This window comes from Streptacidiphilus sp. MAP12-16 (genome assembly GCF_041262165.1).
Taxonomy (GTDB): domain Bacteria; phylum Actinomycetota; class Actinomycetes; order Streptomycetales; family Streptomycetaceae; genus Streptacidiphilus.
Map to the genome: position 1 here is coordinate 116,443 of NZ_JBGCBY010000013.1, position 16,385 is coordinate 132,827.

General features: G+C 72.0%; 16 protein-coding genes. 11 read left to right on the plus strand and 5 right to left on the minus strand.

The window, feature by feature from the left end; translation table 11 throughout:
- Positions 1-62 precede the first annotated feature (62 nt).
- Both ABIA33_RS19175 and ABIA33_RS19180 read right to left on the minus strand, forming a co-directional pair.
- Positions 63-2,234: an alpha-galactosidase gene (locus ABIA33_RS19175; RefSeq protein ID WP_370083137.1), complete on the minus strand. Its 2,172-nt coding sequence runs from the start codon at positions 2,232-2,234 to the stop codon at positions 63-65.
- Between the two features lie 161 nt (positions 2,235-2,395).
- Positions 2,396-3,535: an aminotransferase class V-fold PLP-dependent enzyme gene (locus tag ABIA33_RS19180; RefSeq protein ID WP_370083139.1), complete on the minus strand. Its 1,140-nt coding sequence runs from the start codon at positions 3,533-3,535 to the stop codon at positions 2,396-2,398.
- On the opposite strand from ABIA33_RS19180, the gene ABIA33_RS19185 reads away from it, so the two are divergent.
- The 11 genes from ABIA33_RS19185 to ung all read left to right on the plus strand — a co-directional run bounded on the left by ABIA33_RS19185 (position 3,534) and on the right by ung (position 13,948).
- Positions 3,534-4,904, plus strand: coding sequence for a DUF445 domain-containing protein (locus ABIA33_RS19185; RefSeq protein ID WP_370083141.1), 1,371 nt, complete (start codon positions 3,534-3,536; stop codon positions 4,902-4,904). The two genes, ABIA33_RS19180 and ABIA33_RS19185, sit on opposite strands and share 2 nt — an antisense overlap.
- A 72-nt stretch (positions 4,905-4,976) precedes the next feature.
- Positions 4,977-6,029: an adenosine deaminase gene (locus ABIA33_RS19190; protein ID WP_370083143.1), complete on the plus strand. Its 1,053-nt coding sequence runs from the start codon at positions 4,977-4,979 to the stop codon at positions 6,027-6,029.
- Between the two features lie 60 nt (positions 6,030-6,089).
- Positions 6,090-6,917, plus strand: coding sequence for a class E sortase (locus ABIA33_RS19195; protein ID WP_370083145.1), 828 nt, complete (start codon positions 6,090-6,092; stop codon positions 6,915-6,917).
- Between the two features lie 41 nt (positions 6,918-6,958).
- A complete protein-coding gene (locus ABIA33_RS19200; protein ID WP_370083148.1) occupies positions 6,959-7,747 on the plus strand; it encodes a GntR family transcriptional regulator in 789 nt (262 codons plus the stop codon).
- A 131-nt stretch (positions 7,748-7,878) separates the two neighbouring features.
- Complete coding sequence (locus ABIA33_RS19205) at positions 7,879-9,000, plus strand: TIGR03364 family FAD-dependent oxidoreductase (protein WP_370083150.1); 1,122 nt, start codon at positions 7,879-7,881, stop codon at positions 8,998-9,000.
- Complete coding sequence (locus tag ABIA33_RS19210; protein WP_370083152.1) at positions 9,000-9,692, plus strand: phosphonatase-like hydrolase; 693 nt, start codon at positions 9,000-9,002, stop codon at positions 9,690-9,692. The genes ABIA33_RS19205 and ABIA33_RS19210 overlap by 1 nt, the downstream gene beginning before the upstream one ends.
- Before the next feature lie 170 nt (positions 9,693-9,862).
- Positions 9,863-10,642: an HAD-IIA family hydrolase gene (locus tag ABIA33_RS19215; protein ID WP_370083154.1), complete on the plus strand. Its 780-nt coding sequence runs from the start codon at positions 9,863-9,865 to the stop codon at positions 10,640-10,642.
- Between the two features lie 224 nt (positions 10,643-10,866).
- Positions 10,867-11,511, plus strand: coding sequence for a hypothetical protein (locus tag ABIA33_RS19220; RefSeq protein WP_370083156.1), 645 nt, complete (start codon positions 10,867-10,869; stop codon positions 11,509-11,511).
- On the plus strand, positions 11,504-12,286 hold the full coding sequence (locus ABIA33_RS19225; RefSeq protein WP_370083158.1) for a class F sortase: 783 nt from the start codon (positions 11,504-11,506) through the stop codon (positions 12,284-12,286). The genes ABIA33_RS19220 and ABIA33_RS19225 overlap by 8 nt, the downstream gene beginning before the upstream one ends.
- Positions 12,287-12,408: 122 nt before the next feature.
- Positions 12,409-13,161 (plus strand): TetR/AcrR family transcriptional regulator, encoded by a 753-nt coding sequence (locus ABIA33_RS19230; RefSeq protein ID WP_370083160.1) that lies wholly within the window; start codon positions 12,409-12,411, stop codon positions 13,159-13,161.
- Between the two features lie 103 nt (positions 13,162-13,264).
- Entirely contained in the window at positions 13,265-13,948 is a 684-nt protein-coding gene (gene ung, locus ABIA33_RS19235) for a uracil-DNA glycosylase (protein ID WP_370083162.1), read from the plus strand.
- Positions 13,949-14,008: 60 nt separating this feature from the next.
- On the opposite strand, the gene ABIA33_RS19240 is transcribed toward ung, so the two are convergent.
- The 3 genes from ABIA33_RS19240 to ABIA33_RS19250 form a co-directional block, all read right to left on the minus strand.
- Complete coding sequence (locus tag ABIA33_RS19240; RefSeq protein WP_370083164.1) at positions 14,009-14,638, minus strand: CoA transferase subunit B; 630 nt, start codon at positions 14,636-14,638, stop codon at positions 14,009-14,011.
- A gap of 2 nt (positions 14,639-14,640) precedes the next feature.
- Positions 14,641-15,411 carry a CoA transferase subunit A gene (locus ABIA33_RS19245; RefSeq protein WP_370083166.1) on the minus strand — a complete coding sequence of 257 codons (771 nt, stop codon included), beginning with the start codon at positions 15,409-15,411 and terminating at the stop codon, positions 14,641-14,643.
- A 166-nt stretch (positions 15,412-15,577) separates the two neighbouring features.
- A complete protein-coding gene (locus ABIA33_RS19250) occupies positions 15,578-16,219 on the minus strand; it encodes a DedA family protein (protein WP_370083168.1) in 642 nt (213 codons plus the stop codon).
- Positions 16,220-16,385 lie beyond the last annotated feature (166 nt).

The window sequence follows — 16,385 nt, forward strand, 5'->3', positions numbered from 1 at the left end:
AGGGGAGCGGTCGGCGCGGCGGCAGCGGTCGGCGTGTTGTTGGTCCGCGCGGCCGGGTGCACTCAGACCCGGACCAGGTGGACGACCGCGCTGGACCAGTCGCCGGCCGGCAGCGGCAGGTCGAGCCCGCGTTCCAGCAGCGTGGCGCCGTGGTGGACGGCGCCGGTGCGCTGTTCGCGGTAGCGCGCCGCCGGGTCCAACGCGGCCAGCCGCAGCGGGGGTTGGGGCCGCCCGAAGCGGGGCTGCTGCAGCCAGCCAAAGACGACCGCCTCGCCGGCGTCGGCGGACGAGTACTGGACGGCGGTCACCGCGTGGGTCTGCGGGGCGCGCAGCCGGTGCAGCACGCCGTGCTGGACCAGGTGACGGATGGTCTTGTACTCGCTGACGTAGCCCTCGGCCTCCTTGAGCTCCTCCGGGCTCCACTCGTTGAGGTCGCCGCCGAGGCCGAGCAGACCGCTCATCGCGCTGTGGAAGCGGAACCGCAGCGGGACCGAGCGCCCGGACTGCTGGTTGGGCACGTCGGTAACCCAGGCGGCCATGGTGCGCACCGGGTAGATCTGTGTGTAGCCGTCCTGGATCAGCAGGCGGTCCGAGCCGTCGGTGTTGTCGGAGATCCAGACCTGGTCGGTGCGGGCGAGCACGGCCAGGTCGACGCGTCCGCCGCCGCTGCTGCACGCCTCGATGCGCAGCGCCGGATGGTCGACACGGAGCCGGTCCAGGACGCCGTAGTAGTTGCGGACGTAGTCGGTCCACAACCGGTCCTGCGCGCCCGGGGCGCCGCCCAGTTCGGGCCAGCCCGCCTCGGTGAAGGGGCGGTTCATGTCCCACTTCAGATAGTCGATGCCGTGGTCGCCGACCAGACGGGTGAGCCAGCCGTAGGCCCATTCGGCCACGTCGGGGCGGGCGAAGTTCAGCACCAGCTGGTTGCGCAGCTCGGTGCGCTGCCGGTGCGGGTAGTGCAGCACCCAGTCGGGGTGGGCGCGGTAGAGGTCGCTGTCGGGGTTGACCATCTCGGGTTCGACCCACAGGCCGAACTGCATGCCCAGCCGGTGCACTTCGTCGACCAGAGGCTGCAGCCCGTCGGGGAAGGCGCCGGGGTGGGGCGTCCAGTCGCCGAGACCGGCGCGGTCGTTGCGGCGCGCGCCGAACCAGCCGTCGTCCATCACGAACAACTCCGCACCTGCGGCGGCGGCGTGGGCGGCGAGCCGCTGCTGCCCTTCCTGGGTCACGGCGAACCCGGTGGCCTCCCACGAGTTGTAGAGGACCGGGCGGGTCTCGTCGGGGTGGGGCAGCACGTGGGCGCGGATGTGGGCGTGCCAGGAGCGGCTGGTGCCGCCGAAGCCGGCGGTGGAGTAGAGCCCGGCGAGGCGCGGCGTGGTGTGGGTCTCGCCCGGGGCGAGGCGCAGCAGGATGCCGTCGTGGCCGGCGCCGGCGGTGAGGCCGAGGAGGTTGTCGGGGGTGCGCTGTACCGTGATTCTCCAGGTGCCGCTCCAGGCGAGGGCGGTGCTCCAGACCTGGCCGTGCTGCTCGTCGGCGTCGCCGGCGTCGACCATGGCCCAGGGCTGGGCGTGGTGGCTGGTGGTGCCCCGGCGGCTGGTCAGCACGGTCTCGCCGTAGGGGATTTGGGTGCGGTGCAGTTGGGTCTCGGCGGCCCACATGCCGGTGGTGTGGCTGAGCCGGTAGTCGTCGCGGGGCGGCAGCGACCAGGCGGCGGAGTCGGCGCGGAGCAGGTCGACGGCGTTCGCGGCGGAAGCGTCGCCGTCTGAGGCATCGCCGTCGGCCGCGCTGGTGTTGGTCAGCTCGGTCCACCGTTCGATGACGTCGCTGTCGCCGTGGACCTGATAGCCGAGGGTGATCCGCAGCGGGTAGTAGCGGTCGCGGAAGTGCAGCCGCAGGGTGGTGCACCGGCGTTCGGGGTCCTCCTCGACGCCGTGGCCGTCGAAGGCCCACTCCAGGGCCCGGGTGCCGTCGGCGAAGCGGACCTGGAGCGAGGGTGCGCCGTAGCGCTCCCCGCCGTCGACGGGCAGTTCCTCGCCGACGGGGGAGCGCCCCTCATTGCTGCTGTGCCCTTGGTTGCCGCTGAGCGGCAGGGACGCGGCCTGGTCGAGGGTCAGCGGACCGCCCCAGTGGAGGTGCCGTGGCGAGCCGCTGTCGTCCACGCGCACGGCATAGCTGGTGGCGGGCGTGCTGAGCACCCAGGTGCGGGTGGACGGGGAGTGGCTGACAGCAGGCATGGGTCTCCCTGGCGTTCGGTCGACTGTTCGGCGACCGAACGCGCTCTTGTTCGCTTATGTTGATCCCCGATCGTTTCTGGGGCCCCGCTGAGCGTACGGCTCGGCGGTGCGGTGAGGGAAGGGGGGCAGCGGCGTCGGGGTCGTGGCCGTTCCCCAGACCGTCAGCGCGGCAGCGAGCGCAGGGAGCGGTGGACGAGGTCGACGGTGGCCAGGGTGGTGGAGGCGTGGGCGCACAGCCGGATCCAGTCGGGCCGGAAAGTGGTGCTGACGCCGTGCTCCTGCAGGCTCTTGGCGACGACTGCGCCGTCGGCGGTGGGCACGGTGAAGGCGACGATCCCCGCGCGCTCGTGCTCCGACGTCGGGGAGAGCACCAGGCCGCCGACGCTGCGCACGGTGTCGATCAACTCGTCGGTGCGCTGGGCGATGTGCGCGGCGATCCGGTCGATCCCGACGTGCTCGACCAGCTCCAGGGCGGTGGCCAGCGCACCTGCGGCGATCGGGCTGGGGTTGGTCATGGCGAAGCGCAGCGCCGTCGGGGCGGGGGCGTGCTCGCGCCCGTCGTACAGGTACGGGTCGTCCACACCGCTCCAGCCGGTGAGGATCGGTTCCAGCCGCTCCATGGCCAGCTCCGACGCGTACAGGAAGCCGGTGGACCAGCCCGCGCGCAGCCACTTCTGGCCGCCGGTGACCAGCACGTCGGCCGCGGTCCAGGGCAGGTCGGTGGCGCCCAAGCCCTGGATCGCGTCCACGATGAGCAGCCGGTCCGGGCCGATCACCTCCCTGATCCCGGCGAGGTCGGCGCGGTAGCCGGTGCGGAAGTCCACCGCGGACAGGGACACCGCCACGGTCTCCGTGGTGAGGGCGGCGCGGACCACGTCGGGGGTGATCCGGCTCTGCTCGTCGGCGGCGAGGGGCACCGGTCGGACCCGGCCGAGGGCGGCGGCCCGGCGCCACGGGTACAGGTTGGAGGGGAACTCGCGCTCGGGCACGAGCACAGTGCCGCGCGGCAGGCCGAGGGCCGCGTGGAACAGGCCGGTACTGGTGTTGGGGAGCAGGGCGATGGTGTCGGCCGAGGCCGCGCCCAGCAAACGGGCGGCCGCCCGGCGGGCGCGCAGCTCATGGGTCATCAGCTCGTCCACGCCGCCGGCGTCGCCCCGGGCGGCCTGGCCGGTGAGCTCTGCGGTCGTCTCGACGACGTCGGTCGAGGGTGGTCCAAAACGTCCGAAGTCGAGGTATCCGTCCGGCTCGACGAAGTGCTCGGCGTACCCGGACAGGCCCCCGGGGCCCGGCTGAGGAGACATGCGTGGCCACTCCAGAACATCGACGCGGAAAGGGCAGACTGGGGGCGTGAAACCAGTCGTGGAAGCTGATGTCGTCAATACGCTCGAAAACAGTACGGTCGGGGGCCCGCCCGGTGCGAGGTACACAGCGTCGGACGAGGTGAAGCGGCGTGGCGTGCGCAGGATGAAGGCGATCGCCACGGGATTCCTGGTCCTCGCGACGATCGTGTACGCGCTGGCGAGTTGGGGTGTCAGGTCGGGAGTGGGCGGCTGGGCCGCCTACGTCCAGGCGGCGGCGGAGGCGGGCATGGTCGGCGCGCTCGCGGACTGGTTCGCGGTGACGGCACTGTTCCGCCGCCCGCTGGGGCTGCCCATCCCGCACACCGCGATCATCCCCACCAAGAAGGACGTCTTCGGGCGCAGCCTGGGCCAGTTCGTGGGCGAGAACTTCCTGTCGGTCGAGGTGGTCCGGGGCCGGCTGCGGGGGCTGGGGGTCGGGCGGCGGCTGGGCGAGTGGCTGGCCGCGCCGGGCAGCGCCGAGCGGGTCACCCGCGAGGCCTCGGCGGCGCTGCGCGGGGCGCTGGCGGTGCTGCGGGACGAGGACGTCCAGGCGGTGGTGGGCGAAGCGGTGACCCGGCGCGCCGCCGCGCAGCCGATCGCCCAGCCGATCGGCGCGATGCTTGCCCGGGTACTGGCCGAGGGCGGCCACCGGGGCGTCGTGGACCTGTGCGTGGTCCGGGCCCACGACTGGCTGGTGGAGCACAGCGATTCGGTGATCGACACGATCTCGCAGGAGGCGCCGGGCTGGACCCCGAAGTTCATCGACCACCAGGTCGGGGTCCGGGTCTACCGGGAGCTGCTGCGCTTCGCCGAGGATGTCCGCGACAACCCGCAGCACGCCGCGCGGGGCGCGGTGGACAGCTTCCTGGAGGACTTCGCCAAGGAGCTGCGGACCGACCCGGAGACCATCGCCCGGGTGGAGCGGGCCAAGGCCGACCTGCTCGCGCGTTCCGAGGTGCAGGACCTGATCGCGTCCGCGTGGGGCGCGGTGCGGGCAATGGTGCTTGAGGCCGCCGAGGACGAGGACAGCCAGCTGCGGGTGCGGATGCGCGACGGCGTCCGCAGCTTCGGGCTGCGCCTGGCCACGGACGCCCGGCTCCAGGCCAAGCTGGACGGCTGGCTGGAGGACGCGGCGGAGTACGTCGTGGACACCTACCGCAGCGAGATCACCTCGCTGATCTCCGACACCGTCGCCGGCTGGGACGCGGACGACGCCTCCCGCAAGATCGAGGCCAACGTCGGCCGCGACCTCCAGTTCATCCGGATCAACGGCACCGTCGTCGGCGCCGCCGCCGGCCTGCTGATCCACACGGTGTCCGTCCTGGTCTGACCGCTGTCGCACCGGGCCGGGCGGGCCGTGAGAAGGTGAGCGGGACGAGGTCGAACGAACGAGGAGTCAGCGGTGGCAGGGTCGGAAGCAGCGGGATCGGGACTGGCGGCGTTCGTTGCGGGGCTGCCCAAGGCCGAACTGCACGTCCACCACGTGGGTTCGGCGTCACCCGCGGTGGTGGCGGGGCTGGCGGCACGCCACGAGGGGCAGACGGCGGTGCCGACCGACCCGGTGGCCCTGGCGAAGTACTTCGAGTTCACCGACTTCGCGCACTTCATCCAGGTGTACCTCTCCGTGGTGGACCTGATCCGTGACGCGGCGGACGTCCGGGCGCTGACCTACGGTGTCGCCGAGGACATGGCCCGGCAGAACATCCGCTACGCCGAACTCACCGTGACCCCGTACAGCTCGGTGCGCCGCGGCATCCCCGGCGAGGCGTTCATGGAGGCGATCGAGGACGCCCGCAAGTCCGCGGAGGCGGAGCTGGGTGTCGTGCTGCGCTGGTGCTTCGACATCCCCGGCGAGGCGGGTCTCGAGTCGGCCGAGGTCACCGAGCGCCTGGCGCTCGACCTGCGCCCGGAGGGCCTGGTCAGTTTTGGACTCGGCGGACCCGAGATCGGGGTGCCGCGCCCGCAGTTCCAGCCGTACTTCGACCGTGCCCGCGCGGCCGGGCTGCACAGCGTGCCGCACGCCGGCGAGACCACGGGCCCGGAGACGGTGTGGGACGCGCTGCGCGTGCTCGGCGCGGAGCGCATCGGCCACGGCACCACGTCGATGCAGGACCCGCGCCTGGTGGACTACCTCGGCGAACACCGGATCCCGTTGGAGGTGTGCCCGACCTCCAACATCGCCACCCGCGCGGTGGAGCGGATCGAGGACCACCCGATCCGGCGGATGGTCGAGTCCGGGCTGTTCGTCACCGTCAACAGCGACGACCCGCCGATGTTCGGCACCGACCTGAACCAGGAGTACGTGACCGCCGCCGGGTTGCTCGGCCTGGACGAGGGCGGCGTGGCGGAGCTGGCCCGGCAGGCCGTCCGTGCGTCCTTCCTCGACGACGCGGGCAAGCGCCGGATCATCGGCGAGATCGACGCCTATCTGGCGGGGTGGCAGCCCCGGGCGTAGCCTGCCTGGAGCTGACGATGCGTCAGCTCTGGTGGCGGAGCGGTCGTCGGGGTGGCTGGCATGCGGGTGCGGGGCGGCGGGCTGCGGCGGACGCTGATCGGGTTCGGCGAACTCGCGGTCACCCTCGGCCTGGTGGTGGTCCTGCTCGCCGGGTACGAGCTGTGGTGGACCAACCAGTCCGCCGACGCCGGTGCCCGCGCGACGGTCGCGAGCCTGGAGCGGCAGTGGCAGGCGGCGGCGCGGGCGCGGTCCACGCTCCCGCCCGCTAACGCGACCGTACCCGCGTCCCTGGCCAGTTCGTCCCCGGCCGCCTCCTCGCCGGTCGGTGCGCCGTCGCCCGGCTCCTCGGCGCCGGCACCCCCGCCCGGGTCCGGATCCGGCGGCGGCGGCAGCGGCGGCGGTGTCAACGGCATGGCGCGCGACCTAACGGCCTTCGCCGTCATCAGGATCCCCGTCCTCGACATCACCTTCCCCGTGGCCCAGGGCGTCGACAAGTACGCCGTCCTCAACCACGGCTACATCGGCCACTACCCGGGCACGGCGATGCCCGGGCAGCCGGGCAACTTCGCAGTGGCCGGCCACCGCAACACCCACGGCGAACCCTTCCGGCACCTCGACCGGCTGCGCCGAGGCGACACGGTGATCGCCGAAGTCGCCGGCTGGTACTACGTCTACACGATCGACTCGGTGCTCCCGGAGACCTCGCCGTCCGACGTGGACACGGTCGCGCCGGTGCCGCACAGCGCGTTCCATCCGAGCTCCCGGTACGGCTACTCCGTCCCGGGCAGCTACATCACCCTGACCACCTGCACCCCGGAGTTCACCTCGCTCTACCGGATGGTCGTCTGGGGTCATCTGGTGGGCCAGGAGCAGCGTTCCGGGAGCTGAGGGAGCCCCGGTCGGCCGTCGTCGGCCGGTACCGTGGCGGAGTGACCGCCGCACCTCGCGCCTCCCGCGTTCCCCGCACTCCCCGCATCCCGAGCGCACCCGTCCGAGCGGGCGTTCCCGAGCACGGACGGATGCCCAAGTACTACGCCGCCAAGGCCGAGCTGGTGGAGCTGCTGGAGGAACTGGGCGAGGGCGGCCTGCTGCCGACCGAGCGGGAGCTCGCCGAGCGCTACGGCGTCGCCAGGGAGACGCTGCGGCTGGCGCTGCGCGAGCTGCTGCTGGAAGGCAGGGTGCGCCGGCAGGGGCGGGGCACTGTGGTGGCCGGGCCGAAGATCGAGCAGCCGCTGTCGCTGTCCAGCTACACCGAGGGGGTGCGCCGCCAGGGGCGGCTGCCGGGGCGGCGGTTGATCGGCCTGGAGCGCTTCGCGGCGGAGGCGCAGGTCGCGGAGGAGCTGGGCGTGGAGGTCGGCGCCCAGGTGTGGCACCTGGAGCGGGTGCTGCTCGCGGACGAGGAGCGGGTCGGCCTGGAGAGCACGTACGCGCCGGTCGCGCTGCTGCCCGGCCTCGACGAGGACTTCGACCCCGAATCCTCCTTCTACGCCTATGCGCGGGACGTCTGCGGCCTGCCGGCCGGCGGCGGGCAGGAGCGGATCGAGACGGTGCTCGCGACACCCCGGGAGGCGCTTCTGATCGGCACGCCGCCGGCGCTGCCGATGCTGTTGCTGCACCGGCGCAGCTGGGATGTGACGGGGCGGCCGTTCGAGCGGGTGCGAACGCTCTACCGGGGGGACCGGTTCAGCTTCACGGCCGAGCTCAGCGCGGGCGACTGAAGGGTCCGGTGACCGCGCATACATAGCTGTAACGAATATATAACGGGTCTAGTCCAGATGTGCCGGGGTGTTCATGCTGGATTCACCGAGGGTGCCCCGCTGCATCATCCAGAGGATCGAAGGTCGGACCTGTGAGAGTCATCGTCGTAGGAGCAGGAGCGCTCGGGACCATGCATGCCTGGCATGCCGTCCGGCGCGGGCACGAAGTCGTCCACCTGGAGCGGGAGGAGCAGGCGCGTGGCGCCTCGGTCCGCAACTTCGGGCTGGTGTGGGTCGGCGGTCGCGCCGAGGGCCCGGAGCTGGACACGGCACTGAGGGCACGTCAGCTGTGGGAGGGGATAGCTGACGAGGTCCCGCAGGTGGGCTTCCGGGCGAGCGGATCGCTCACGGTGCTGCGCACCGAGCACGAGCGGGCCGTCGCCGCCGAGGTCGCAGCCAGGCCCGACGCCGGGATGCGCGGCTGGGAGCTGCTGGACGAGACGGAGACCCGGAAGGCCAACCCGGCCCTGCGCGGCGCCCTGCTCGGCGCGCTGTGGAGCCCGCACGACGCCCAGGTCGAGCCCCGCACCGCGCAGCGCGCGCTGCAGGCGCACCTGAGCGCCTCCGGCCGCTACACCTTCCTGGGCGGGCGCGAGGTCCGCGAGGTCGTCGGCGAGAACACGGTGCGGGACGACCGGGGCGAGCTGCACAGCGGTGACGTCGTGGTGCTCTGCACCGGGGCGTGGCTGGGCGGGCTCGTCCGCGAGCTGGCCCCGGCCCTGCCGGTGCGCCGGGTCAGGCTGCAGATGATGCAGACCGAGCCGCTGGGCGAGGAACTGCCCACCTCGATCGCCGACGGCGACAGCTTCCGCTACTACCCCGCGTACGCGGGTGGCGCGCTCGACGCGCTGAACGCCGCCCAGCCTCAGCACGAGACCGCCGCCGAGCACCGGATGCAGTTGCTGCTGGTGCAGCGCCGCGACGGCTCGCTGACCGTCGGCGACACCCACGAGTACGACCAGCCCTTCGGATTCGACGTGGTCGAGGAGCCGTACAGCTACCTGGCGGCGCTGGCCGAGGACCTGCTCGGGCGCCCGCTGCCGAAGATCCGCCGCCGCTGGGCCGGGGTGTACGCGCAGTGTGTGGACCCGAACCGAGTGGTGCACCGGGAGCAGCTGCGCTCGGGGGTGTGGCTGGTGACCGGTCCCGGCGGACGTGGAATGACCTGCTCGCCGGCGATCGGCGAGACCACTGCGAACGAGTTGGGACTCTGATGGGCGAGCGGATGAAGACCCGGCTGGTGGTGCTGGACATGGCGGGCACCACGGTGGCCGACGACGGTCTCGTGGAGCAGGCGTTCGAGGCGGCGGCCAGGGAGCTCGGAGTCGTCGCGGGCAGTGCCGAGCACCAGCGGATGCTGGCGTACGTCCGGACCACCATGGGCGAGAGCAAGATCTCCGTGTTCCGGCACCTCTTCGCCACCGAGGAGCAGGCACAGCAGGCCAACCGGGCCTTCGAAGCGGCGTACGGGAAGCTCGTCGACCAGGGCCACTGCGCGGCACTGCCGGGCGCTGAGGACGCCATGGGCGAGCTCCGCGAGGCCGGGCTCACGGTCGTGCTGACCACCGGGTTCTCCGGCCCCACCCAGCAGCGCATCCTCGACGCGCTCGGCTGGCAGGGCCTGGTCGACCTGGCCCTCTGCCCCGCAGACGCGGGTGGCCGCGGCCGTCCCTACCCGGACCTGGCGCTGGCGGCCCTGCTGCGCACCGGCGGCGCGGACGACGTGCGGGAACTCGCGGTGGTCGGGGACACCGGCTACGACATGCGCTGCGGCGTCTCGGCCGGAGCAGGCGTCGTGGCCGGGGTGCTCACGGGCGCCCACGACGAGGAGCGGCTGCGCGCGGACGGTGCGACGCACGTGCTCTCCTCGGTCGCGAAGCTGCCGGCGCTGCTGCTGCCCCGGTAGCCCGGTCCGGGAGCGCGGTCCCGTTCCTGCGCTCCCGCTCCGGTGCTCCCGCTCCGGCGGTCCCGTTCGTGCCGTCCCGCCAGGCGGGACGGACGGGGCCGGAGAAGCGCCGCGCGGATAGGCTGGCCAGCGTCGGGGCAGCCGATCCTTACGAATCTGGAGATACGGACGTGGCGGAACGCAAGCCGGTCGAGTCCTGGCTGACGGACATGGATGGAGTCCTGGTCCACGAGGGGACGATCATCCCTGGTGCGGACGAGTTCATCCGTCGCCTGCGTGACTCCGGGAAGCCCTTCCTGGTGCTCACCAACAACTCCATCTACACCCCACGTGACCTGCACGCCAGGCTCGCCGGGATAGGCCTGGACGTCCCCGAGGAGGCGATCTGGACCTCGGCGCTGGCCACCGCGAAGTTCCTCGACGGCCAGCGGCCCGGCGGCACCGCCTACGTCATCGGCGAGGCCGGGCTGACCACCGCGCTGCACCAGATCGGCTATGTCCTCACCGACAGCCGCCCCGACTACGTCGTGCTCGGCGAGACCCGCACCTACAGCTTCGAGGCGCTGACCAAGGCGATCCGGCTGATCAACGACGGTGCGCGGTTCATCTGCACCAATCCCGACGAGACCGGCCCCTCCACGGAGGGCGTGCTCCCGGCGACCGGCTCGGTGGCGGCGCTGATCACCAAGGCCACCGGCGTGGAGCCCTACTTCGTGGGCAAGCCCAACCCGCTGATGATGCGTGAGGCGCTGAACACCCTCAACGCCCACTCGGAATCGACCGTGATGATCGGCGACCGGATGGACACCGACATCAAGTCCGGCATGGAGGCCGGTCTGCGAACTGTGCTGGTCCTGTCGGGGCTGACCCAGCAGAACGAGGTCGAGCGCTTCCCCTACCGCCCCTCGCGGGTGGTCAAGTCGGTGGCGGACCTCATAGACGAAATCTGACGCAGTCCGCAGACGCACGGCCGGCGCAGCCGGCGTGGGTGGCCCCGTTCGTCCCTCGGGAGGAGCGGGGCCACCTGGCGTATCGGCTCACCCGTCGGGCTGCGGATGGTGCGTCAGATGGAGCATGTCGCCGCTCATTGGCCGATGGTTCGTCATATTTTGCTCTGGTATGGGTGAAGTGCTGAGATGTCGGCTCGGCCGCCCTGAACCGAGAGGAATCCCTGATGGCCAAGCTGCATGCGGCCCTCACCGGGGCGGCCCTGGCCGTGCTGGCTCTGACGGTGGGGGCTACTCCGGCGGTCGCGAACGCACCGGTGGCGCAGTGGACGGCCGCGGGCAGCGCTGGCCAGGCTACCCGGAGTGCTCCGGGCACCGCGCTGGTCACCAGCGGAAACGCGGCGATCACTCCGGCTGTCGTCGCGCTGGACGTGGTCACCCTCGACCCGTCCACCACCCGGCCCGGCGGCTCCGTCGACCTCCGCACCTTCGCCGACTGCGGCGGCACGAGCACCGGTACGGCCACGTCGCCCGCCTTCGCGGCTCCGGCGAATTTCGCCCTGGCGCCCGACGGCGGACTGTACGTCGAGGCGCGCGTGGCCAGGGACGCCAAGCCGGGGACCTACCGGGTCGTCGAGGTCTGCGGAGGCCGGGCAGTCGCCGCGGGCAGCCTGAGGGTGGTCCACCTGGGCGCGCTCGCCACCGGCGGCGGCTGGGGTGCGACCAGGGCCGAGGCGGCCGTCACCTGGGCAGGCGTACCGGACGGCGCCGAGTCGTTCTGCGCTCTGGCGCTGACCGGCGCGACAGCCATCGGCGGCCTGGCACTGGTGGGCCGCCGGTTCCGGCGGTTCCGGGACTCGGGTCGTGGCTGAGCGCCTGCGCACCCGGCTGCTCCGAGTGCTGGGGACGCTGTCCGGGGTGCTGCTGGCGGTGTCGCTCGGCGGTGCCGCGCTGGGAGTGAGCGCGGCAGGCGGGAGCGGGTCTGCCGCCTCCTCGGGCCCGGTCTCGTCGGGTTCGGCTTCCGGCGCCGGTAGGCATGAGACGACCGGAACCGCTTCGGACGCCGTCCGCCCCGCCTCGCACGTCGCCGGCCACCGCGCGCACGTCCCGAGTCCCGCAACTCCCGCAACTTCCGCAACAGCCGGCACGCCGGTCGTGACCTCCGCGACCCGGCCCGCGCTGGTCCGCTCCACCCCCATCCAGCTCGCGGTGCCCTCGATCGGGCTGACCGCGCCGCTGCTTGGCCTCGGAATGGACGGCAGGGGGGAACCCGAGCTGCCGCCGTTCTCCCAGCCGAGGACCGCGGGCTGGCTGCGGGACTCCGCGACGCCCGGCGCGGCCGGGACCGCGGTGCTGGTCGGCCATGTCGACACCCGCAGCGGGCCTGCGGTCTTCTGGGGCCTTTCCACGGTGAAGCCCGGCGCCTCGGTCGAGGTGGCCCGGCTGGACGGCAGCACCGCGTTGTTCCAGGTGGACGCGGTGCGGGCGTTCGACAAGGCGGCGTTCCCTGCCACGCAGGTGTACGCACCAGCGCGGGACGCCCAGCTGCGGATCGTCACCTGCGGCGGGACCTTCGACCGCGCGCGCCGCGAGTACACCGGCAACGTGGTGCTCTTCGCGCATCTCAGCGGGGCGCGCCAGGGCTGAGCGCCCCGGCTCAGCGCGAGTTCACCCAGGCCCGCGCCGAGGTTTGCGGTGTCGGCTGATTGCGTACCATGTACGCGACTCCCTGATCAGGTTCGGGAGCGGAGCACGCGAGGAGGCAGCCGGTGCCGCCCCAGGGCACGAATCCGTCGCAGACCTCCGCGCGATCACCGGTGTGGTCCCGTCCCCGCACGGCCGGTCGGGGCCCGCAGCCCTCGCTCAGCGTCGAGGCGATCGTGTCGGAAGCCGTCGCCCTGGCCGACGCCGAGGGCGTGGATGCCGTGTCCATGCGCCGGATCGCCTCCGAGTTGAGCGTGGGCACCATGTCGCTGTACCGCTATGTCGAGACCAAGGACGACCTGCTGGACCTCATGACCGACCAGGTCATGGGCGAGGACGGCTTCGGGGGCGAGCTGACCGGCGACTGGCGCGGCGATCTGCGCGGCATCGCGGTGGGCTACCGGGAGCTGATGCTGCGTCACCCCTGGGTGCTCCCCATCGCGGCGAGCCGCCCCTCGCTGGGCCCCAACGTGCTGCGCAGGACCGAGCGGCTGCTCGGCGTCGTGGACGGCCTGGGACTCCACATCGACGAGATGTCCGGCCTCACCGGGACCGTGGTCGCCTATGTGCGCGGAGTGGTGCTGACGGAGATCGCCGAGGCGGAGGTGGTCCGCCGCACCGGGCAGACCGAGGACGACTACCGGCGGGCGGTCGGACCGTACTTGGGCGAGGTCATGGCTGAGGGCAAGCACCCGCTGCTGACCCGGTTCGTTCTGGAGGCGGACGAGCACCCCGATCCGGACCAGGTATTCCTTGGGGGCCTCGAGCTGGTACTGGACGGAGTCGAGGCCCGCCTGGAGCGGCTGCGCAGGCCCTGATCCGGTAGCTGGGGCGGGGCTTGTCGGTGCTGGCCGGTACGGTGCTTGCAGTAGTCGGCCGGACTGACGGCCGGTCGACCGAACGCTCCGGAGGTCACCCATCATGTCGTCAACCGACGAGTTCACGCTGCCCGAATCCTGGCGGGGGGTCCTCGCTGAGGAGACCGCCAAGCCCTACTTCCACCAGCTGACCGAGTTCGTGGCCGGGGAGCGTGCCGAGCACCAGGTCTTCCCGCCGACCGGCGAGGTGTTCTCCGCGCTGGAGCACACCCCGTACGACAAGGTGAAGGTGCTGCTGCTGGGCCAGGACCCGTACCACGACGACAACCAGGCGCACGGCATGTGCTTCTCGGTGAAGCGCGGCGTCCGCGTCCCGCCCTCGCTGCGCAACATCTACAAGGAGCTGGACGCGGACCTGGGCATCCCCGCGCCCGCCCACGGCAATCTGCAGGCGTGGGCGGACCAGGGCGTGCTGCTGCTGAACGCGGTGCTGACGGTCCGGGCGCACGAGGCCAACTCGCACAAGGGCAAGGGCTGGGAGCAGTTCACCGACGCGGTCATCCGCAGCGTCAACGACCGTGCGGAGCCGGCGGTGTTCGTGCTCTGGGGCAATTACGCGAAGAGGAAGCTGCCCCTGATCGACACCTCGCGCCACGTCGTCGTGCAGGGCGCGCATCCGTCGCCGCTCTCGGCGAAGCTGTTCCTGGGCAGCCGTCCCTTCTCCCAGATCGACAAGGGCCTGGCGGACCTGGGCCTGTCCCCGATCGACTGGCGGCTGCCCGCCTGACGCCGGGTCAGCAGCTGCGGCGGCAGGCCAGGTCAGCAGGCCAGGTCAGTGGCTCGGTGGTCAGCAGGCGACCTTTGCCGCCGTGGCGGCACGCAGGTCCTCCAGGCTGACGCCAGAGGCGAGTTCGACCAGGCGCAGGCCGTCCGGCGTGACGTCGAGGACGGCCAGGTCGGTGATGATCCGGTCGACGACGGCACGCCCGGTCAGCGGCAGGGTGCAGCTGTCGAGGATCTTGGGCGTGCCGTCCTTGGCGGTGTGCTCCATGACAACGACGACCCTGCGGGCGCCGTGGACCAGGTCCATGGCGCCGCCCATGCCCTTGACCACCTTCCCGGGGATCGTCCAGTTGGCCAGGTCTCCGCCCGCGGAGACCTGCATCGCGCCGAGGACGGTGACGTCCACCCGGCCTGAGCGGATCATGCCGAAGGAGGCGGCGGAGTCGAAGTACGCGGCGCCCGGCCGCACGGTCACGGTCTCCTTCCCCGCGTTTATCAGGTCGGGGCGCTCCTCGCCCGGATACGGGTAGGGGCCGACGCCGAGGATCCCGTTCTCCGAGTGCAGCACGACCTGGACGTCCTCGGGCAGGTGGTTGGGCACGAGTGTCGGCAGGCCGATGCCGAGGTTGACGTACTGGCCGTCGCGGAGTTCGGCGGCGGCGCGGGCGGCCAGCTGGTCGCGGTCGAGTGGCATCGTCAGTTCTCCTCTGCGGCGGGACGGTCGGCGCGGACCGTGCGGCGCTCGACGCGCTTGTCGGCGGGGTCGGCCTGGACGATCCGGTCGACGTAGACGCCGGGCAGGTGCACCGCGTCCGGCGGGATCTCGCCTGGCTCGACGATGCGCTCGGCCTCGACCAGGGTGGTCCGTCCCGCCATCGCCGCCAGCGGGTTGAAGTTGCGGGCGGCGGCGTGGAACACCAGATTGCCGTGACGGTCCGCCAGTTCGGCCCGTACCAGGGCGAAGTCGGCGGTGATGGCAGGTTCCAGCAGGTAGCGTCGACCGCCGAACTCCCGCACCTCCTTGGGCGGTGAGGCCAGGGCCACCCCGCCGTCGGCGGCATAGCGCCAGGGCAGCCCGCCGGTCTCCACCTGGGTGCCGACCCCGGCCGGGGTGAAGAAGGCAGGAATGCCGCTGCCACCCGCCCGGAGCCGCTCGGCGAGCGTGCCCTGCGGCGTCAGCTCCACCTCCAGCTCGCCGGCGAGGTACTGGCGGGCGAACTCCTTGTTCTCGCCGACGTAGGACGAGGTCATCCGGGCGATCCGCCCGGCGCGCAGCAGCAGCCCCAGACCCCAGTCGTCCACCCCGCAGTTGTTGGACACCACTCGCAGACCGTCGGTGCCGGTGTCGACGAGCGCGGCGATCAGTGTCGAGGGGATGCCGCAGAGGCCGAAGCCGCCCACGGCGAGCTCCGCGCCCCGGGGTATGTCGGCGACCGCTTCGGCCGCCGATTCCACCACCTTGTCCATGTTTGTCACCGTTTCTCTCCCCACGGGGATATCCGGTTGGCTGTGTGGTCCTCACCTTCGCCAGCCCGTGCGAGCACGGCTATGGCGGGTGGACACATGCCTGGTGGGGTCGAAGCGGCATCCGGCCACATATCGGCTGGAACAAGCGGGCGTCGGACAGTCGAAGTCAGCCTGCGGCTACGGGCGCTGCCGCCGCCGACTCCTCCTCGGCAGCGGCGGCGGAGTCCCGTACGGTGCGGCGTTCGCGCTGTACCCAGCGCGCGATCAGCGCGCTGACCGCCGTCGCCGTCAGGCAGGACACAGCGAAGCTGAGCCAACTGGTATTGAAGGTGTGCGCGTTGAGGTAGCCGAGGCCGACGATGTAGATCGCCCACACCATCGAGGACACCGCCGACCAGCGTATGAACCGGTTCAGCGGTTGTGTCGTGGTGCCCATGGTCAGGTCCAGGACCGTCCGTCCGCCCGTGACGAAGCGGAGCGGCAGCATCGTCCGGCCCGGCTTGGTCTCCAGCAGCTCCAGGATGTGCGCCGCCGCGCTGGCCGCGCCGGGCCTGCGGTCGAGGCGCCGCTGTGCCCAGCCGGCGCCACTGCGCGCCGCGCGGAGCAGCAGCAGGTCCCCGGACACGGACGCCAGAGCGACGCCGACCGCCATCAGCACGGGCGAGGTGTCGGAGTGGGCACTGCCCAGAGTGGCCGCGATGACCATGGACCCGTCGGGGATCAGAGGCATGAAGGCATCGGCCGTCACCGCAAGCAGTGCCAGCAGGAAGAATCCGTCGGAGCCGAACAGGGAGTCTGCCGCGCTCATGGGTAGCTCCTCTTGTTTCCGACGGTCGGGCTGCTCGCCGTACAACAACGCTAGCCGGTGCCATGATCACACCCGAAAGCGGGGGCAGGGAGCTGTGTAGCACGACTCTTACCAGGGTCTCTACGGTCTCCCAGGGGGCACTCAGGAATCGTCACCTGGCGTGGTG

Coding starts and splice junctions, on each gene's coding strand:
- ABIA33_RS19175 (WP_370083137.1), bottom strand. CDS start 2,234: ATGCCTGCTGTCAGCCACTCCCCGTCCACCCGCACCTGGGTGCTCAGC.
- ABIA33_RS19185 (WP_370083141.1), top strand. CDS start 3,534: ATGCGTGGCCACTCCAGAACATCGACGCGGAAAGGGCAGACTGGGGGC.
- ABIA33_RS19180 (WP_370083139.1), bottom strand. CDS start 3,535: ATGTCTCCTCAGCCGGGCCCCGGGGGCCTGTCCGGGTACGCCGAGCAC.
- ABIA33_RS19195 (WP_370083145.1), top strand. CDS start 6,090: ATGCGGGTGCGGGGCGGCGGGCTGCGGCGGACGCTGATCGGGTTCGGC.
- ABIA33_RS19210 (WP_370083152.1), top strand. CDS start 9,000: ATGGGCGAGCGGATGAAGACCCGGCTGGTGGTGCTGGACATGGCGGGC.
- ABIA33_RS19220 (WP_370083156.1), top strand. CDS start 10,867: ATGGCCAAGCTGCATGCGGCCCTCACCGGGGCGGCCCTGGCCGTGCTG.
- ung (WP_370083162.1), top strand. CDS start 13,265: ATGTCGTCAACCGACGAGTTCACGCTGCCCGAATCCTGGCGGGGGGTC.
- ABIA33_RS19240 (WP_370083164.1), bottom strand. CDS start 14,638: ATGCCACTCGACCGCGACCAGCTGGCCGCCCGCGCCGCCGCCGAACTC.
- ABIA33_RS19245 (WP_370083166.1), bottom strand. CDS start 15,411: ATGGACAAGGTGGTGGAATCGGCGGCCGAAGCGGTCGCCGACATACCC.
- ABIA33_RS19250 (WP_370083168.1), bottom strand. CDS start 16,219: ATGAGCGCGGCAGACTCCCTGTTCGGCTCCGACGGATTCTTCCTGCTG.